We start from the raw sequence: 14,579 nt of genomic DNA, 5'->3' as shown, positions 1-14,579 counted from the left end.
CACTTCCTTAACATACAAGAGCGTTCATATCGGCATAAGCCGTAACGCCCGAAAATTCCTTACTCTTGCCAAACTCACAAAGAATCTTTGAAAGCAGGGCACGAAACTCGGAATTGTTTTTACATTTTATAATAATTTTAAACCTGTATTTATTACTTATTTTTACCACCAATGCAGGTGTAGGCCCTAATATTCGCAACGGCATATTCGGATAATTTTTCTTTGCCTCTTCTGTAAAGAGTTCAAGGAACTTTACCGCACCTTTAAAGGCAGCTTCTCTGTTCTGCGATACAAAGCCTACAAGGCATATATCGGCAAACGGCGGATACAGCATTGCCTTGCGTACCTTTATTTCGTTCGAGTAAAAGGTATTGTAATCCTGTCTTGATGCCATTGAAATTATCAGATTTTCGGGTGTAAATGTCTGAATAACAGCCATACCCTTGTCATTGCCTCTGCCGCTTCTTCCGACTACCTGTGTGAGCAGTGAAAAAGAACGCTCATAACTGCGGTAATCATCGGCATAAAGCATATGGTCGGCATTAAGCACACCAACCAAAGTCACATTTGGAAAATTAAGTCCCTTTGCAACCATCTGTGTACCCACAAGAATATCATATTCACCGTCAGCAAAAGCTGAAATCATTTTTTCATACGAAGATTTCGACGAAGTGGCATCGGTATCCATTCTTAAAATCCTTGCCTCGGGAAAAATATCGGAAATATCTTTTTCCGCTCTCTGTGTGCCCGTTCCGCCAAAAGTAAGTCTGTGACTGTGACATACGGGGCATTCATCTGTGTAAGGCACAGAATAGCCGCAATAATGGCACATTAATCGGTTATTTGCACTGTGGTAAGTAAGAGAAATTGAGCAATTCGGGCAAGTCACAGCCTCTCCGCACGCTCTGCAAGTAACAAAAGTATTGTAACCACGGCGGTTAAGCAAAAGTATCGACTGCTTTTTATGCTCAATATTATACGCAATATTTTGCAGGAGAACATTAGAAAAACCGCTTGTGTTGCCGTTTTTCAGTTCTTCCCCCATATCCGCAACAACAACCTCCGGCAGCACGGCTTTACCGTATCGTGCAGAAAGCGTATTAAGCGAATATCTGCCTGTCTGTGCATAGTAATAGGTTTCTATACTCGGTGTAGCCGAGCTAAGTACAAGCAAAGCATTATTGTACGAGCAACGGAACTTAGCAATCTCTCTTGCATGGTAGCGTGGAGAGCTTTCGGACTTGTAGCTGTATTCCTGCTCTTCGTCCATAATAATCAGTCCGACCTTATCAAAAGGCGCAAACACAGCACTGCGTGTACCTATTACAATTTGTGCAAGACCTTGTTTTACTCTTTTGTACTCATCAAGTCTTTCGCCGAGTGAAAGCGCACTGTGAAAAACCGCAATCTTATCGCCAAACCTTTTGGCAAACTGCGATACAAACTGCGGAGTAAGCGAGATTTCAGGTACCATAACAATAATGCCCTTACCGTCATCAATTACTTTTTCAATCAGTTTGATAAATACACTTGTCTTTCCCGAACCCGTAACTCCGTAAAGCAAACTTACGCTCGGAAAAGGCGAATCATATTCATTGTAAAGAGAATCGCAAGCAGACTGCTGTTCTTCGGAAAGCACAATTTCTTTCAAAGAGCTGTCTTTTTGTCGATTTTCAATTCTGAATACTTCTTCATCAAAAAAGTATATCAGTCCTTTTTTACAAAGCGCATCCACAACGGCGGCGGTAACTCCTGTAAAATAGCAAACCTCTTTTACCGAAATTGCACCTGCCATTTCAATAAGTTCAAACACATTTTTCTGCTTTTCGGTAAGTTTTACTCCCGATATATCAACCTCGGGAGTAACCGCCGCCATTTTCATTACGGCGTCATTAACCTTGCGAAAAATCTCGTCCGACTTATACAACACCCCTTTTTGAACAAGGAGTTCAAAAGGTTCTGTTGTACTGTAACCGAAAGCATCAAGTAATACTTCGCTTTTTACTGCTTTTCGCTTAGAAAAAAGGTAATTATAAACTCGTTTTTCCTCGTCCGTAAGTTCATCAAAGGAAAACTCGCTTTCATCTTTTGCACCGTACATAGTAGTAACTTTGTAGTTAATACCTGCCGGCAACATTGTTTTTACAGCCTCATAAAAGGTGCAAAAGTAATGAGATTTCATAAAAGCGGCTGTTTTAAGCATTTCATCGTTTAAAACAGGCTCATCATCAAGTACGGAAATAACAGACTTCAAGCCTTTGCTTTCACCCTGATGAACAGCGGTTATTATCCCCTGCCTTTTACGATTTCCTCTGCCGAAAGGCACAAGAACCCGTGTTCCCGCTACCGCCTTGTCAAGCATAGAATCGGGAATCACATAGTCAAATGCCTTGTCAAAGGAATACGCTGCTTTTTCAACAGCAATTTCAGCTATTCTGGAGTTCATCATCGTCAGGCTCTAAAATGCCTATTTCGTGATTTTTGATTTCATCAATAGCAATGAGAACAGGCTTGTCGTCTGTAACCTCACCGCTTTCTTCCTGCTCTGCTGTAATCTCTCTTGCTCTCTTTGCAACACCTACAACGAGTGCATACTTACTTTGCTTACCTGCGAATAATTCGTCAACATTAACCTTATGCATAATTAATCTCCTATCATTATCATAATATATTTTCCGAAAAAATCGGTTATTTACTCTCTTTTTCTAAAATATCAAGAACTTCGTTTACCGCTGTGTCGAGGTCATCGTTCACAACATTGTACTTATATCTGTTCTTAAATGACATCTCATGCTCCGCCTCTGCAAGTCGCTTAGCGATGGTTTTTTCATCTTCGGTTCCTCTGCGGTGAAGTCTGCGTGAAAGCGAATCTATAGAAGTAGGAAGAATAAAAATACTTAACACATCAGGATATTTTTCAAGAATTTGAAGTCCTCCCTGAACCTCAATTTCAAGGAATACATCATAGCCCTGATTGAGTAAATCTTCTACCTGTTTTTTAGGTGTGCCGTAGTAATTGTCACAATACTTTGCGTACTCAAGAAAACCGTTTTCTTCTATAAGTTTTTCAAACTGTTCCTTAGTAACAAAATTATAATGCACTCCGTCAATTTCACCTTTTCGAGGTTTTCTTGTGGTATTTGATACCGAAAGGCGAATATTAGGATTGCGCTTTAAAAGCTCTGCCATAATTGTGCCCTTGCCTACACCGGAAGAACCTGTATAAAGCACAAGCTTACCCTTAGACTTACTGTTCATCCTTTTGTTCCTCGCTTTCAACTGTTCTGTTATGAATAGCCTCTGCGGAGATGGCGGACAACACAATGTGGTCGTCTTCCGTTACAAGTACCGCCTTGCACTTTCTTCCGCAAGTGGCGTCAACAAGCATTCCTTTTGATTTTGCATCCTGCACAATTCTCTTTACGGGTGCCGCATCAGGTGCAACAACGGCAATAAGTTTATCAGAATTTACAAGATTGCCAAATCCGATATTGATAAGTTTCATAATTTCTCCTTACTCAATATTCTGAATCTGCTCACGCATTTTTTCAATTTCGCTCTTGATTTTTACAACCTTATGGGCAATTTCGGCGTCCTGAACCTTTGAACCGATTGTGTTCGCCTCTCGGTTCATTTCCTGAATAATAAAGTCTATTTCTCTGCCGATCGGAGTCTGTGATTCCATTATCTTTGAAAGCTGTGCAAAGTGACTTCTAAGTCTTACGGTTTCTTCGGCAACAGCTACTTTATCGGCAAAAACAGCTACTTCAGTAAGCACTCTCTGCTCGTCAATATTGATATTGTAATCCTGCAAAGTGCGGTTAATTCTGTCAAGCAAACGCTCTTCGTATTCTTTTACCGTTTGCGGTGAACGCTCGTCAATCTCATCAACGGTAGCAAGTATAACTTCCGCTCTGCCAAGAATATCGGCTTTCATTTTTTCGCCCTCAGCCTCACGCATTGCAATAAATCCGTCAATAGCCGTATTTGCTGCCTCAAGTACATCCGCTGTGATTTCTTCTTCATTTTCAGGTGCTTTCGAAACCGTATATACATCGGGAAAACGAGAGATAGCCGTAACCGTAACATCATTTTCGATTCCGTAAGTTTCAGAAATCTCTTTCATTGCATTAATATAACCCGAAACAAGAGAATGATTAATTTTTACCTCGGCAGGTGTGTCTTCTGCAGCGCCTACTGTAACAAACATATCAATCTTACCGCGGGATACTCTTGAATTTACAAGAGCCTTGAGTTTATCGTCAAGAAAACCGTAGCCCTTTGGAGTTCTGCAGGAAAATTCAAAAAAACGATGATTTACGCTTTTTATCTCAACACTGATTTCTCTGCCGTGCAAAACAGTGCGACATCTGCCAAAGCCTGTCATTGATTTTATCATTGGTAAACTTCCTTTCATATTATAAATTCTTATATTTCAAAACTTCATTTATAAAATCTGTTTTTATTTAAATACATTATACCACACTATAATTCATATAGCAAAGAGATTGTTACAAAACTGTAATAACTTTTTTAGTTTACATCAGATATAAGTATATGATATACTAATAAGGATGTAGTATTTTATTAAAAAGGAATGATTTTATGTCAGGACATAACAAATGGAGTACCATTAAACAGAAAAAAGGTAAAAACGATGCTGCAAGAGCTAAGGTTTTTACCAAGATAGGCAGAGAGCTTATCGTTGCTATCCGTGAGGGCGGCAGTGCTGATCCGAGCGTAAACTCAAAGCTTAAGGATTGTATTGCTAAAGCAAAGGCTAACAATGTTCCTAACGACAACATTGAGCGTATTATCAAAAAGGCTGCCAGCGGCGGCGACGGTGCAAACTATGAGGCAGTTACATACGAAGGATACGGTCCTAACGGTGTTGCGGTAATCGTTGAGGCTCTTACAGACAACCGTAACAGAACAGCAGGTGAAGTAAGACATTACTTTGATAAGTTCGGCGGTAATATGGGTACTCAGGGTTGCGTAAGCTTTATGTTTACAAAGAAAGGCGTACTTGTAATTGAGCGTGAAGACCTTGATAAGGACGAAGACACTGTTATGAGCGACGCACTTGAGTACGGTGCATCTGATTTTGAGGCTGACGAAGATGTATTTACAATTTACACCGAGCCTGAAGATTTCAGCGCAGTAAGAGATGACCTTGAAAAAGCAGGTTATACATTCGTTTCTGCCGAACTCGAAATGGTACCGAGCACATACACAAAGATTGATGACGAGGATGCTAAAACAAAGATGCAGAAAATGCTTGATATGTTTGAGGACAACGATGACATTCAGAATGTTTGGCACAACTGGGAAATGGAAGACTGATTTATCTTCCCTGTGCTATCAAAACTAAATCCTTATTATCAACAGAGCCGTCGAGGTTATAATCGGCGGCTTTTTTGTATGCTCCAAAAATCTCTTTCTCACCTGTCAATGTTTTCATAAGCAATTTATAATCATTTGAGCTAACTGTTCCCGTACCTGTTACATCACCGAGTACAACAACAGTGTAGCTTGTTTCTTTTGTGGCTACAACTGCACCTGTTCTCAATTTACCGCTCAAATTATTTCCGTTTTTATCGGTTACAGAAGTTATCGGCGGACAATTCTTTTTAAGCTGTGCTGCTGTTGTTCCGCTTTTTATATTGCAAATAAAGCCGTCATCAGTAAAAATATAATCGGAGAAATTCGCATTTGAATTACCGTCATTTTTATCTGTGGAATTATTTGATTGCGGTTTGGTATCTGAATTTGTATTAAAATCAATATTTTTAAAATCGGAATTACCGATAATCGTTGCAGTAGAATAATCATCTGTAATTGCAACGACTTTTCCGCACGCATATAGAATTTTTCCGGTATTTCGGTTTATTTCATACTTTGTAATGCTGCTGTTATTAAGAGAAGTGCGATATACAGAACCCGATCTGTAGTAATAAATACTCTCATTACTTACAGAAAACGGATTTGTACAATTATACATATTTGTATATTCTTTATTTTCGTTTAACGAATAAATATATCCTCTGCTGTCAGACAAAAATCCCGCACCGCTGTTATAAAAATCCGAGCAATCACGCACTCTCGTGCAATATTCGGCTTTGTTTTCATCAAGTCTGTATACGAAACCGTCATAAAGAAAAACATATGCACTGCCGTTATTAGTTGTAATGGCATTGACATTCTTTTCGCTGAATCTGTAATCAGACAAATGTTTTCCGTTAAAATCATATGCCGAAACATAACAATACACTTCGTCCGTTTTCATAACATAAAGCCTGTTATTGCAAATTGAAATATCGGTATAATTAAAGTCATCTAAAACATCGGAATTTACATAACTTACTCTGCCGTCAAAACAATTAATACGCACTATACGGTACTTAAAATCATTTGTCATATATACTGCACAAACAGTATCTTTATCAATGAAAGGTACTCCTACAAATCCACCATCAACGGTAAAGCTGTATGACTTTATTGTAGGTACAAAACTTTGAGTATAAACAGTTTTTCCGTTGTACGCAAAAGCAAACGCACCGTTATCATCGGCATCAAAATAAACTTCTTCACAATTTGAAAAGGTATTAAAATTGTATTTTTCAACCGCAATTGCAGACATATTTGCGACAAAAAACATTATAACAATAGTCAAAACAGCATAAATAAACTTTTTAATACCCTTTCCCTCCTTGTGAAATAAAATAACTTATTCCTAAAATGACGATAGGCAACACCGCAAAAAGCAGTGTTGCCTATTATATTTGTTATTTAATTTTAAGCCTGATCCGGTGTAGCTACAAGCGAGCCGTCATCGTTCATTCTGTAATATCCCATACCGTTCATAACAAGTGTATCGTTTCCGTCAAACGCATACGGAATATCAATTGTTGCTTCTGAATCTGCATAGTATGTTACTGTTATTTTTTCATTATCGTAGGTATAAACACCCTCATATGTGATTGAACCGTACATATCGGCGATAAAAGTACCGTCAGCATTAAATGTATAAGTAATATCATAAGAAGGAATGTTCCAATTACCTGTTAATTTATCGCTCTTTTTGAATGTGTCAGGAACTTTAAGTTCAGGTTTTTTAACAGTTGCGCTCTTGAAAATATAAGGTTTTTCAACACCGTCTACTGTAAGCTTAAATGTTCTTCCTGTGAAGATATTACCTGAAATTGTGTATGAACCCGAGAAAACATTAGTTGAGTTTACATAATCAGTACCGTTTTCGCTTGTTGTTGTATAAGTTGATTTTTGAGTAATTGTACCGACAGAAACTGTAATGTTGCCATCTTTATCAAGTGTGTAATATGTAATACCGTCGCCAGCCTCATCATAAGTAGCGCCGTTACTGTCCTCTACAAGTACCCATGTACCAACAATACTTGAATTGAAGAATGAAGTAAATACGAAAAATGCAACAATAAAAGCTAAAACTATTACGCCTGCAATAATAATCGGGGTCTGAATTGTTTTCTTTTTCGCAGGAGTTGAATCGGCTGTAAATACCGCTGTAGGACCGTCCTCTCCGGCAATTACATTTATTGTGCCTTTAACTTCATCAGGGGTTTCTGCAGCATCATTATTTGTTTCTGCCGAAGTCAGGTTATTCTCTGTTTCGGCAAAAAAATCTTTATTCTCTTCCAAAAGAATGCCTCCTAAAATAATATATCTAAATTATCATACTACATTTTTAAAAATAAATCAACAACTTCACTTAGGTTTCACTTAAAATACATATAAAGTTGGCATTTTAAAGTGCCGTTATACAATTTTCTGCGCTTATCGGCTTTTCTTCCAAAGATTTTTTCAAAGTCATCGTCAGGAGTAATTATTGTGTAACTTTTACCTTGTGTTCTTTTAAATTTTTCACCCATTACCTTGTAAAGTTCTTCTGCTGATTTTACATCAAGCAATCTTTCTCCGTAAGGCGGATTAGTTATCACTGTCATAAAACCTTCGTTAAGCTCAAAATCCTTTATATCACGCTTAGCAAATGTAATTCTGTCAGCAACACCTGCAAGTTTTGCATTCTTTTTTGCTACTTCAAGTGCAAGTTCGTCAATGTCATATCCCTCGGCACGGAAATCACAATCACGCTTTTCATTTGCTTTTGCAATTTCTCTTTGCTCTTTCCATATATCTGACGGAACGCAATTCCATTTTTCGGCTGCAAAATAACGATTGATTCCCGGTGCTATTTTCATTGCTTTTAAAGCCGCCTCTATAAGAATAGTACCGCTGCCACACATAGGGTCAACAACAAAATGATTACCTCTTACCCTTGACAAATCAGCCATAGCAGCGGCAAGAGTTTCTTTTATCGGAGCTTCGTTTGATTCGGCACGGTATCCACGCTTGTGAAGTCCTGCGCCCGAAGTATCAAGCATAACGCTGACCTTATCATTCATAATAAGGAACTGAATTTGGTGCAGCGGGCCGCTTTCCTCAAGCCAAGGCAGCATATATTTTTCGGAAAGTCTTGTTACAACAGCCTTTTTGATAATTTTCTGACAATCAGGAACACTCATCAGTTTTGAGCTAAGGCATCTTCCTTTTACAGGAAAAGCGTCGTTAACACCTATAAAATCTTCCCAAGCGACTGATTTGACACCCTCAAACAGTTCTTCAAAACTTACCGCCTCAAACTCTGCAAGCAAAATCTGAATTCTTTCGGCATATCTTGAATTGATATTTGCCTTTGCCATATCTGAAAAATCACCCTCAAAGGTTACCTTTCCGTTATGAGCCTCAACATTTTTTAAACCTAAAAATTTAAATTCATTTGCACACAGTCCCTCAAGACCGAAAATACAAGGTGCGGAAAACTTAAGCACCGAATTCACTCCTTATTCCTTAAAAAAGGGTATCGGAATAACCGATACCCTTATCAGTATTTTTAATTTATATTAGCATACAAAATTAATTAAAATCCTGCACGCTTAATTACAGACCTTAGACAGTTGGCTCCAAAAGACCGTAATCACCGTTTTCACGCTTATAAACCACATTGATTTCATCAGTGTCGGCATTCTTGAACATAAAGAAGTTATGGTTTACCATATTCATCTCAAGAATAGCCTCGTCAACGGTAATAGGTTTAATAATAACATGCTTTTTACGCATGATCTTGTAGTCATCGTCTTCAGCCTCGTTAATTTCCGGACTTAGACTTACGAAATCATCAATGCTACCGCTCTTAATCTTCTTTTCGAGCTTAGTCTTGTTTTTACGAATCTGACGGCCGAGAATGTCAACAACTTTATCAAGTGCGTCATTCATTTCAGGCATTGTGCTCTCAGCACGAAGAACAAGACCGTTATCTCTGATTGTAACTTCAACAGTCTGACGGTTCTTTTCGAGGGTGACAACTATGTTTACTGTGGCATTCTCAGAAAAAAGTTTTCCGAATTTATCAAGCTTTTTTTCTGCTCTTTCTTTAAAGTTATCTCTGAGTGTTACCTTTCTTGCTGTGTAAGTATATTTCATAATTGTGCCTCCCTTTTCAGGTAATTTATTTTCTGCCGTTGCCGTTGCCTCTGCGGCTGTAGCTGCGGCTTTCACCACCACGCTTGAGGTCAGAAATTTTGTCTTCGCTTGTCTGTTTAAACTTAGACATCATATCCTCAAAGCTTGTGGGGGTATTCTTTTTTGAAGCCTGCCACTCATAATTTCCCGGTGACTTAACGGGTGGTGCAGGTTTGTACGGCTGTCTTGGTGTACCCTGGCGGCGGTTGTTTCTGTCGCCTCTTTCAGGTCTGTCACCTCTGTCGTTATTTCTTGGCTTACGCTCCTGCGGAACTGCCTGTTTCATAGAAAGGCTGATTTTGCCGTTATTGAGGGCAAGAACCTTTACCTTTACAGTCTGTCCTACCTTAACATAATCACCAATTTCATTAATATAGGTATGTGCTACCTCTGAAATATGTACCATACCTGTCTGTGAATCGGGTAAATCGACAAATGCACCAAACTTTGTTATACCCGAAACCTTACCTTCTAAAATCATACCGACTTCAATTGCCATAAAAATTATTTACCCCTTAATTTATATTCTACCCTTTGACTTTACAAGAGCTATTCGCCCGAAACATTATAGAAAATTCTTTCGCCTTCGCTAACATAACCCATTTCGTTTTTGGCTATTTTCTCAATGTATTCTTTAAGCTGGTCGCCTGTGTAGCCTTTAACTTTATCCAAATATCTGGTCTGGATTTCAACCACATTAATCTGCTTATTAATCTCATCAAGTTCAGCTCTTTTGTCGGCTATCTGAATATTTTGATTAACTATAGTGATAACTGCGTAAAAAGCAAATCCGATAATTGCGAGATATAAAAGTACATATCTTCCTCGTTTTTTCTTTTTAGGTTCAATTTCCTTTATAGTTGTATTTTCGGCTTTACTTTCAGGATTAATCTGCGGTTTTTTCTTTTCCTTTTTCATTACTCGCCTTAACCTTTTTTCTTACCGATAAACCTATTCGTTTATTTCTAAATGTATCTATTTTCTTACTCATATTATACAATATATTGTTGCTGCTTTTCAATAGTTTTTTTGTAATTTTTTTAAATTTTGTTTTAATTTTTTGGATTATAACATTAATCGCATTTATTATTGGGCAATATATCCTTGAAATGAGTTTTCCGAGTGAAAACCTGTACGCCAAAAAGCCGCACAAAGCACCGAATACAATATAAATTCTGACATATCCGTACAGCATTGCAAGTGAATATAAAAACAGCGCAATACTTGCAATAAGCATAAAAATTATATCGGCAATAATAACTGCGGTTTTGGTACTTAAAAACGCTACTCTTATAAACTTAAATACGCCGTACAACATTCCAAGCCCTACACCGAATAAAAGCGAATATAAAAAAGCTTGAGATTGAATATAAAAATCAATTTCCATAGCTCACCTATTTAAAAAGTTTAGAAAGTCTTGAGCGGGAATTATCATTGCCTATATACTGCATAGCATTTATTTTTCCGTCAATTGACACTTCACCCGATTCAAGATTCAATTTGTCAATATGCAGTCGTTCTCCCTTAATAATCAATCTGCCGCACGAGGTAAGTACAGACACCGTTTCTTCGTTAAAACCGCTTACATCTTCCGCACCCGTAAGCATAAGTTTACCTCGTGCATCAAGCATAAGAGTATGATTTTTTCCTTTTGGAATTTCACTCATAAAAATACCTCCGTATAAATGCTACTTAATTTATACGGAGATTAAAACAAAAATATTACATTTTCAATTAAACTACAGCCTCATACATTGTATCGGCTTCCTCTTTACGGACAACTTCCTTTACGGCTGTAACCTTTACTTTTACACTTCTTGAACCGAGAGTAATTTCGATTACATCTCCGACTTTTACATCGTATGACGCTCTCGCTTCTTTACCGTTCACGCTTACTTTACCTGCGTCGCAAGCCTCGTTAGCAATAGTTCTGCGTTTAATAAGTCTTGAAACTTTTAAATATTTATCAAGTCGCATTGTTTCACCTCCGACAAAAAAAGGAGCCGACAAACGCCGACTCCGAAAAATCAATTACTGATTTACAGTATCCTTAAATACCTTGCCTGCCTTGAAAGCCGGAACCTTAGATGCTGCGATTTCGATTGGATTACCTGTTCTTGGGTCGCTGCCTGTTCTTGCCTTTCTCTGGCGCTGCTCAAATGTACCGAAGCCTGCAATCTGTACCTTCTCGTCTTTGGCAACAGAGTCGATAATTGTATCAATAACTGCTGTAACTGCCTTTTCCGCATCTTTCTTAGTAAGACCGCTCTGCTCAGCAACAGCTGAAATAAGTTCTGTTTTGTTCATATCAATGGACCTCCAAATTATTCTTTTATTTTTACTTCATCCCAAAGGGAATCAAGCTCTGACAAAGTTGCGCTTTTCATATCAATTCCACGCTCTTTTGCAAGCGCTTCAACTTTTGAAAAACGACCTATAAACTTGTCGCACGCATCGTAAAGAGCGTGTTCACTGTCAATCTTTAACAGTCTTGCAACATTTACCGCAGAGAAAAGAACATCTCCGAGCTCTTCATACTGATTATCGGTATCGCCCTTTGAGACAGCCTCTTTAAGCTCGTCGCACTCTTCATACAGCTTTGTGAGTGCATCCTCGGCATTGCCCCAGTCAAAACCGACCTTTGCGGCTTTCTGCTGAACCTTTGAACTTCTCATAAGTGAAGGCAAAGCCTTAGAAACGCTTTCCATTGCCTGTGTTTGAGTTTTCTGCTCTTTGGTCTGCATCTTTATAGCGTCCCAATTTTTGAGCACCTGTTCGGTAGTATCGGCATTTACATTGCCAAATACATGTGGATGACGGATAATAAGTTTTTTGCAAACTCCGTCACATACATCGTCAATATTAAATGTACCTTTTTCGCTTTCAATTTCAGAATGAAGAGCGACCTGTAAGAGCACATCTCCGAGTTCTTCCTTTAAAAGGTCATTATCCTCTGTATCAATAGCCTCAACAGCCTCATAGGTTTCTTCAATGAAGTTTGAACGGATAGATTTGTGAGTCTGTTCTCTGTCCCACGGACAACCGCCCGGAGCACGGAGAATTTTTACAATTTTAACTAAATCTTCAAATTTGTATTCCGACTTTTCTTTAAAATCCATTTCAATCTTCCTCTCAGGCAAAAGCTTTACTATGCAATATGTCGCAAGTAGTAAAAATTCGCAATCTTAATTAATATTTTACCCAATAAGATGGAATTTTGCAAGTAGTTTTGCAATTTTTTCCCCTTTTGGCAAAAATTCTATTACTGTGGCAGTAAAAGTACGCAATATTAACAAAACAAAGATGTAAACGATGATTGCAGCAATAATTGCGCAGATTGTCGCAACTCTGTGCGGAGCAACCATAAGTACGCCTGCATTTACAAGATAAGCAGTCAATCCGCTTGCTACTGCGCCGATTAAAGGCTTGATTGTAGTAGTATAGAAGTTTATTCTTATTTTTGAATGTTTAATAAGCAGATAAATGCCTACAACACAAGACAAGAAGTAACCGATAAGCGAGCCTGCCGTTGCGCCCTGAATATTGATGGAAGGAATACTTACAAACATCCATGTAATACCGATTTTTACAACCATACCGAACGCATACAACTTCATAGGAAGATCTGTTCTGCCTATGCCCTGCAACATACTGCAAATAGGTGTTTCAATAGCCGCAAAAATAGTTGTAAGTCCCATAAGCATAAGTACATTACCGCCGATAGCGGCAATAGACTCACTTGTATAAATAAATGACATAATCGGATGTGCAAGAACACAAAGACCTATACCCATCGGAAGAGTAAATATCATTGTCATACCGAATACAGTTTCCATTGAAGTTTTAAGGACTTTCTTGTCGCCCTTTGTCCATGCACTTGTAACATTAGGCATGGCACTTGAACCGAATACCTGTGTAACCGCAGTTACAAGCTGCATAAGTTTAAGTGCTGCCGCATAACAACCCCAAAGTTTAGTGTGAATTGTAATAGGGTCGTTTACAATTGATTCGGTAAAACCGTATTTGCCGTACTGGTCAATAAGTGCCTGTGGATTAGTTACCGCAAGTTCTTTGAGTACACGCTGAATAATAATCTGGTCAATAAGCGAACCCATACTCATTATGAAAGCACCCATTGCTGTGGGCACGGCAGTTTTTACCATAAGTATAAAAGTTTCTCTCTTTGTGCGTGCATCAAGAGAATTTTCGTAATATTCTTCGGGTATTCCGTCACCGCCGATTTTAAAGCGGAGCAATAAGAATACAAAAGCCATAAAGCTGCCCGAAGAAATACCGCAGATAGCACCTGCTACGGAAAACGCAAGAATTGTATTCATTGCGTCATACTGCGATTCAAAAGTAAACCAAAGGAACTCTCCTGTAGCATTATATTGGTCCATACCGAATTTCATAACGAGGTATGCAAAAGTAAGACCAAGAATAAGTTTTACGCCTGACTCGATTATTTCAGAGATTGCAGTCGGGAACATATTTCTCTGTCCCTCAAAATAGCCTCTGTAAATAGAAACAAGACAGCCGAAAAGAATAGTCGGAGCAAGGCAAAGCATTGCATAAATCGAATACGGAGAATCAATTATTCTTACATAAATAAAACTGCCTGCAATCATTATCATAAATGACACAATGCCGACTATTGAAAAAAACGGAATTGATACCTTATGTATCAGCTTGACATCCTTGTATCTTTTTTGAGCTATACTCTCTGATACAAGTCTGGAAATTGCAATAGGAAGTCCTCCTGTAGCAACCGTAAATATAACAACAAAAATTTCGTATGCGTTGCTGAAAAGACCCGAACCCATTGTAGCGTATTCTTCGCCAAACATAGAGTAAATGTTTGTAAGAAGTACCTGGTCAAGAAGTCCGATGATTTTTACAACAACCATACTCAGCGTAAGTATTGCCGCACCTTTTAAAAAGGAATGAGAAATATTTTCCTCCGCATTACTTATCGCATTGTATTTTTTAGACAAATTAAATCACCCATTACCAAATTATCAAAA

18 protein-coding genes are annotated in these 14,579 nt (G+C 38.3%); 1 reads left to right on the top strand and 17 read right to left on the bottom strand.

Features of this window, described 5'->3' with window-relative positions:
* Positions 1–7: 7 nt before the first annotated feature.
* From priA to H8R91_RS01735, 5 genes are read right to left on the bottom strand one after another with little or no spacing between them, the layout of a single operon-like run.
* Positions 8–2,449, bottom strand: a complete 2,442-nt coding sequence (gene priA / locus H8R91_RS01755; RefSeq protein ID WP_186934625.1) for a primosomal protein N' — start codon at positions 2,447–2,449, stop codon at positions 8–10.
* Positions 2,427–2,642 carry a DNA-directed RNA polymerase subunit omega gene (rpoZ, locus tag H8R91_RS01750; RefSeq protein WP_022235463.1) on the bottom strand — a complete coding sequence of 72 codons (216 nt, stop codon included), beginning with the start codon at positions 2,640–2,642 and terminating at the stop codon, positions 2,427–2,429. The genes priA and rpoZ overlap by 23 nt, the downstream gene beginning before the upstream one ends.
* Before the next feature lie 46 nt (positions 2,643–2,688).
* Entirely contained in the window at positions 2,689–3,258 is a 570-nt protein-coding gene (gmk, locus tag H8R91_RS01745; protein WP_022235462.1) for a guanylate kinase, read from the bottom strand.
* A complete protein-coding gene (locus H8R91_RS01740; protein ID WP_022235461.1) occupies positions 3,248–3,505 on the bottom strand; it encodes a DUF370 domain-containing protein in 258 nt (85 codons plus the stop codon). The genes gmk and H8R91_RS01740 overlap by 11 nt, the downstream gene beginning before the upstream one ends.
* Positions 3,506–3,514: 9 nt before the next feature.
* Positions 3,515–4,399 carry a YicC/YloC family endoribonuclease gene (locus H8R91_RS01735; RefSeq protein WP_022235460.1) on the bottom strand — a complete coding sequence of 295 codons (885 nt, stop codon included), beginning with the start codon at positions 4,397–4,399 and terminating at the stop codon, positions 3,515–3,517.
* Between the two features lie 206 nt (positions 4,400–4,605).
* On the opposite strand from H8R91_RS01735, the gene H8R91_RS01730 reads away from it, so the two are divergent.
* Positions 4,606–5,343, top strand: a complete 738-nt coding sequence (locus tag H8R91_RS01730; RefSeq protein ID WP_178586810.1) for a YebC/PmpR family DNA-binding transcriptional regulator — start codon at positions 4,606–4,608, stop codon at positions 5,341–5,343.
* A 1-nt stretch (position 5,344) separates the two neighbouring features.
* On the opposite strand, the gene H8R91_RS01725 is transcribed toward H8R91_RS01730, so the two are convergent.
* The 12 genes from H8R91_RS01725 to H8R91_RS01670 all read right to left on the bottom strand — a co-directional run bounded on the left by H8R91_RS01725 (position 5,345) and on the right by H8R91_RS01670 (position 14,549).
* Entirely contained in the window at positions 5,345–6,640 is a 1,296-nt protein-coding gene (locus H8R91_RS01725) for a dockerin type I repeat-containing protein (protein WP_186934624.1), read from the bottom strand.
* A 155-nt stretch (positions 6,641–6,795) separates the two neighbouring features.
* Positions 6,796–7,674, bottom strand: coding sequence for a DUF5640 domain-containing protein (locus H8R91_RS01720; protein ID WP_186934623.1), 879 nt, complete (start codon positions 7,672–7,674; stop codon positions 6,796–6,798).
* 77 nt (positions 7,675–7,751) lie between these two features.
* Positions 7,752–8,864, bottom strand: a complete 1,113-nt coding sequence (locus H8R91_RS01715) for a THUMP domain-containing class I SAM-dependent RNA methyltransferase (RefSeq protein ID WP_366476964.1) — start codon at positions 8,862–8,864, stop codon at positions 7,752–7,754.
* A 118-nt stretch (positions 8,865–8,982) separates the two neighbouring features.
* Positions 8,983–9,516: a ribosome hibernation-promoting factor, HPF/YfiA family gene (gene hpf / locus H8R91_RS01710; RefSeq protein WP_186934621.1), complete on the bottom strand. Its 534-nt coding sequence runs from the start codon at positions 9,514–9,516 to the stop codon at positions 8,983–8,985.
* Positions 9,517–9,541: 25 nt separating this feature from the next.
* Positions 9,542–10,054 (bottom strand): S1 RNA-binding domain-containing protein, encoded by a 513-nt coding sequence (locus H8R91_RS01705; protein ID WP_022235454.1) that lies wholly within the window; start codon positions 10,052–10,054, stop codon positions 9,542–9,544.
* Positions 10,055–10,104: 50 nt separating this feature from the next.
* Positions 10,105–10,473, bottom strand: coding sequence for an FtsB family cell division protein (locus H8R91_RS01700; protein WP_022235453.1), 369 nt, complete (start codon positions 10,471–10,473; stop codon positions 10,105–10,107).
* The gene (yabQ, locus tag H8R91_RS01695) at positions 10,442–10,942 is read right to left on the bottom strand and encodes a spore cortex biosynthesis protein YabQ (RefSeq protein WP_022235452.1); all 501 of its coding nucleotides are present in this window, start codon (positions 10,940–10,942) and stop codon (positions 10,442–10,444) included. The genes H8R91_RS01700 and yabQ overlap by 32 nt, the downstream gene beginning before the upstream one ends.
* A gap of 7 nt (positions 10,943–10,949) precedes the next feature.
* A complete protein-coding gene (gene yabP / locus H8R91_RS01690; RefSeq protein ID WP_022235451.1) occupies positions 10,950–11,222 on the bottom strand; it encodes a sporulation protein YabP in 273 nt (90 codons plus the stop codon).
* 67 nt (positions 11,223–11,289) lie between these two features.
* Positions 11,290–11,532, bottom strand: coding sequence for an RNA-binding S4 domain-containing protein (locus H8R91_RS01685; protein ID WP_186934620.1), 243 nt, complete (start codon positions 11,530–11,532; stop codon positions 11,290–11,292).
* Positions 11,533–11,586: 54 nt separating this feature from the next.
* Positions 11,587–11,862, bottom strand: a complete 276-nt coding sequence (locus tag H8R91_RS01680; RefSeq protein WP_022235449.1) for an HU family DNA-binding protein — start codon at positions 11,860–11,862, stop codon at positions 11,587–11,589.
* 17 nt (positions 11,863–11,879) lie between these two features.
* The gene (gene mazG / locus H8R91_RS01675) at positions 11,880–12,674 is read right to left on the bottom strand and encodes a nucleoside triphosphate pyrophosphohydrolase (protein WP_186934619.1); all 795 of its coding nucleotides are present in this window, start codon (positions 12,672–12,674) and stop codon (positions 11,880–11,882) included.
* A gap of 78 nt (positions 12,675–12,752) precedes the next feature.
* Complete coding sequence (locus H8R91_RS01670) at positions 12,753–14,549, bottom strand: putative polysaccharide biosynthesis protein (RefSeq protein ID WP_022235447.1); 1,797 nt, start codon at positions 14,547–14,549, stop codon at positions 12,753–12,755.
* Positions 14,550–14,579 lie beyond the last annotated feature (30 nt).

The organism is Ruminococcus intestinalis (assembly GCF_014288065.1).
GTDB classification, from domain to species: domain Bacteria; phylum Bacillota; class Clostridia; order Oscillospirales; family Acutalibacteraceae; genus Ruminococcoides; species Ruminococcoides intestinale_A.
The sequence above is the reverse complement of the archived record's forward strand: the minus strand, read 5'-3'. Positions and strand labels throughout refer to the sequence as shown.

What these genes read in the sequence shown, in the direction of transcription:
- priA (WP_186934625.1), bottom strand. Translation starts at nt 2,449, where the DNA reads ATGATGAACTCCAGAATAGCTGAAATTGCTGTTGAAAAAGCAGCGTAT.
- rpoZ (WP_022235463.1), bottom strand. Translation starts at nt 2,642, where the DNA reads ATGCATAAGGTTAATGTTGACGAATTATTCGCAGGTAAGCAAAGTAAG.
- gmk (WP_022235462.1), bottom strand. Translation starts at nt 3,258, where the DNA reads ATGAACAGTAAGTCTAAGGGTAAGCTTGTGCTTTATACAGGTTCTTCC.
- H8R91_RS01740 (WP_022235461.1), bottom strand. Translation starts at nt 3,505, where the DNA reads ATGAAACTTATCAATATCGGATTTGGCAATCTTGTAAATTCTGATAAA.
- H8R91_RS01735 (WP_022235460.1), bottom strand. Translation starts at nt 4,399, where the DNA reads ATGATAAAATCAATGACAGGCTTTGGCAGATGTCGCACTGTTTTGCAC.
- H8R91_RS01730 (WP_178586810.1), top strand. Translation starts at nt 4,606, where the DNA reads ATGTCAGGACATAACAAATGGAGTACCATTAAACAGAAAAAAGGTAAA.
- H8R91_RS01725 (WP_186934624.1), bottom strand. Translation starts at nt 6,640, where the DNA reads ATGTCTGCAATTGCGGTTGAAAAATACAATTTTAATACCTTTTCAAAT.
- hpf (WP_186934621.1), bottom strand. Translation starts at nt 9,516, where the DNA reads ATGAAATATACTTACACAGCAAGAAAGGTAACACTCAGAGATAACTTT.
- H8R91_RS01705 (WP_022235454.1), bottom strand. Translation starts at nt 10,054, where the DNA reads ATGGCAATTGAAGTCGGTATGATTTTAGAAGGTAAGGTTTCGGGTATA.
- H8R91_RS01700 (WP_022235453.1), bottom strand. Translation starts at nt 10,473, where the DNA reads ATGAAAAAGGAAAAGAAAAAACCGCAGATTAATCCTGAAAGTAAAGCC.
- yabQ (WP_022235452.1), bottom strand. Translation starts at nt 10,942, where the DNA reads ATGGAAATTGATTTTTATATTCAATCTCAAGCTTTTTTATATTCGCTT.
- yabP (WP_022235451.1), bottom strand. Translation starts at nt 11,222, where the DNA reads ATGAGTGAAATTCCAAAAGGAAAAAATCATACTCTTATGCTTGATGCA.
- H8R91_RS01685 (WP_186934620.1), bottom strand. Translation starts at nt 11,532, where the DNA reads ATGCGACTTGATAAATATTTAAAAGTTTCAAGACTTATTAAACGCAGA.
- H8R91_RS01680 (WP_022235449.1), bottom strand. Translation starts at nt 11,862, where the DNA reads ATGAACAAAACAGAACTTATTTCAGCTGTTGCTGAGCAGAGCGGTCTT.
- mazG (WP_186934619.1), bottom strand. Translation starts at nt 12,674, where the DNA reads ATGGATTTTAAAGAAAAGTCGGAATACAAATTTGAAGATTTAGTTAAA.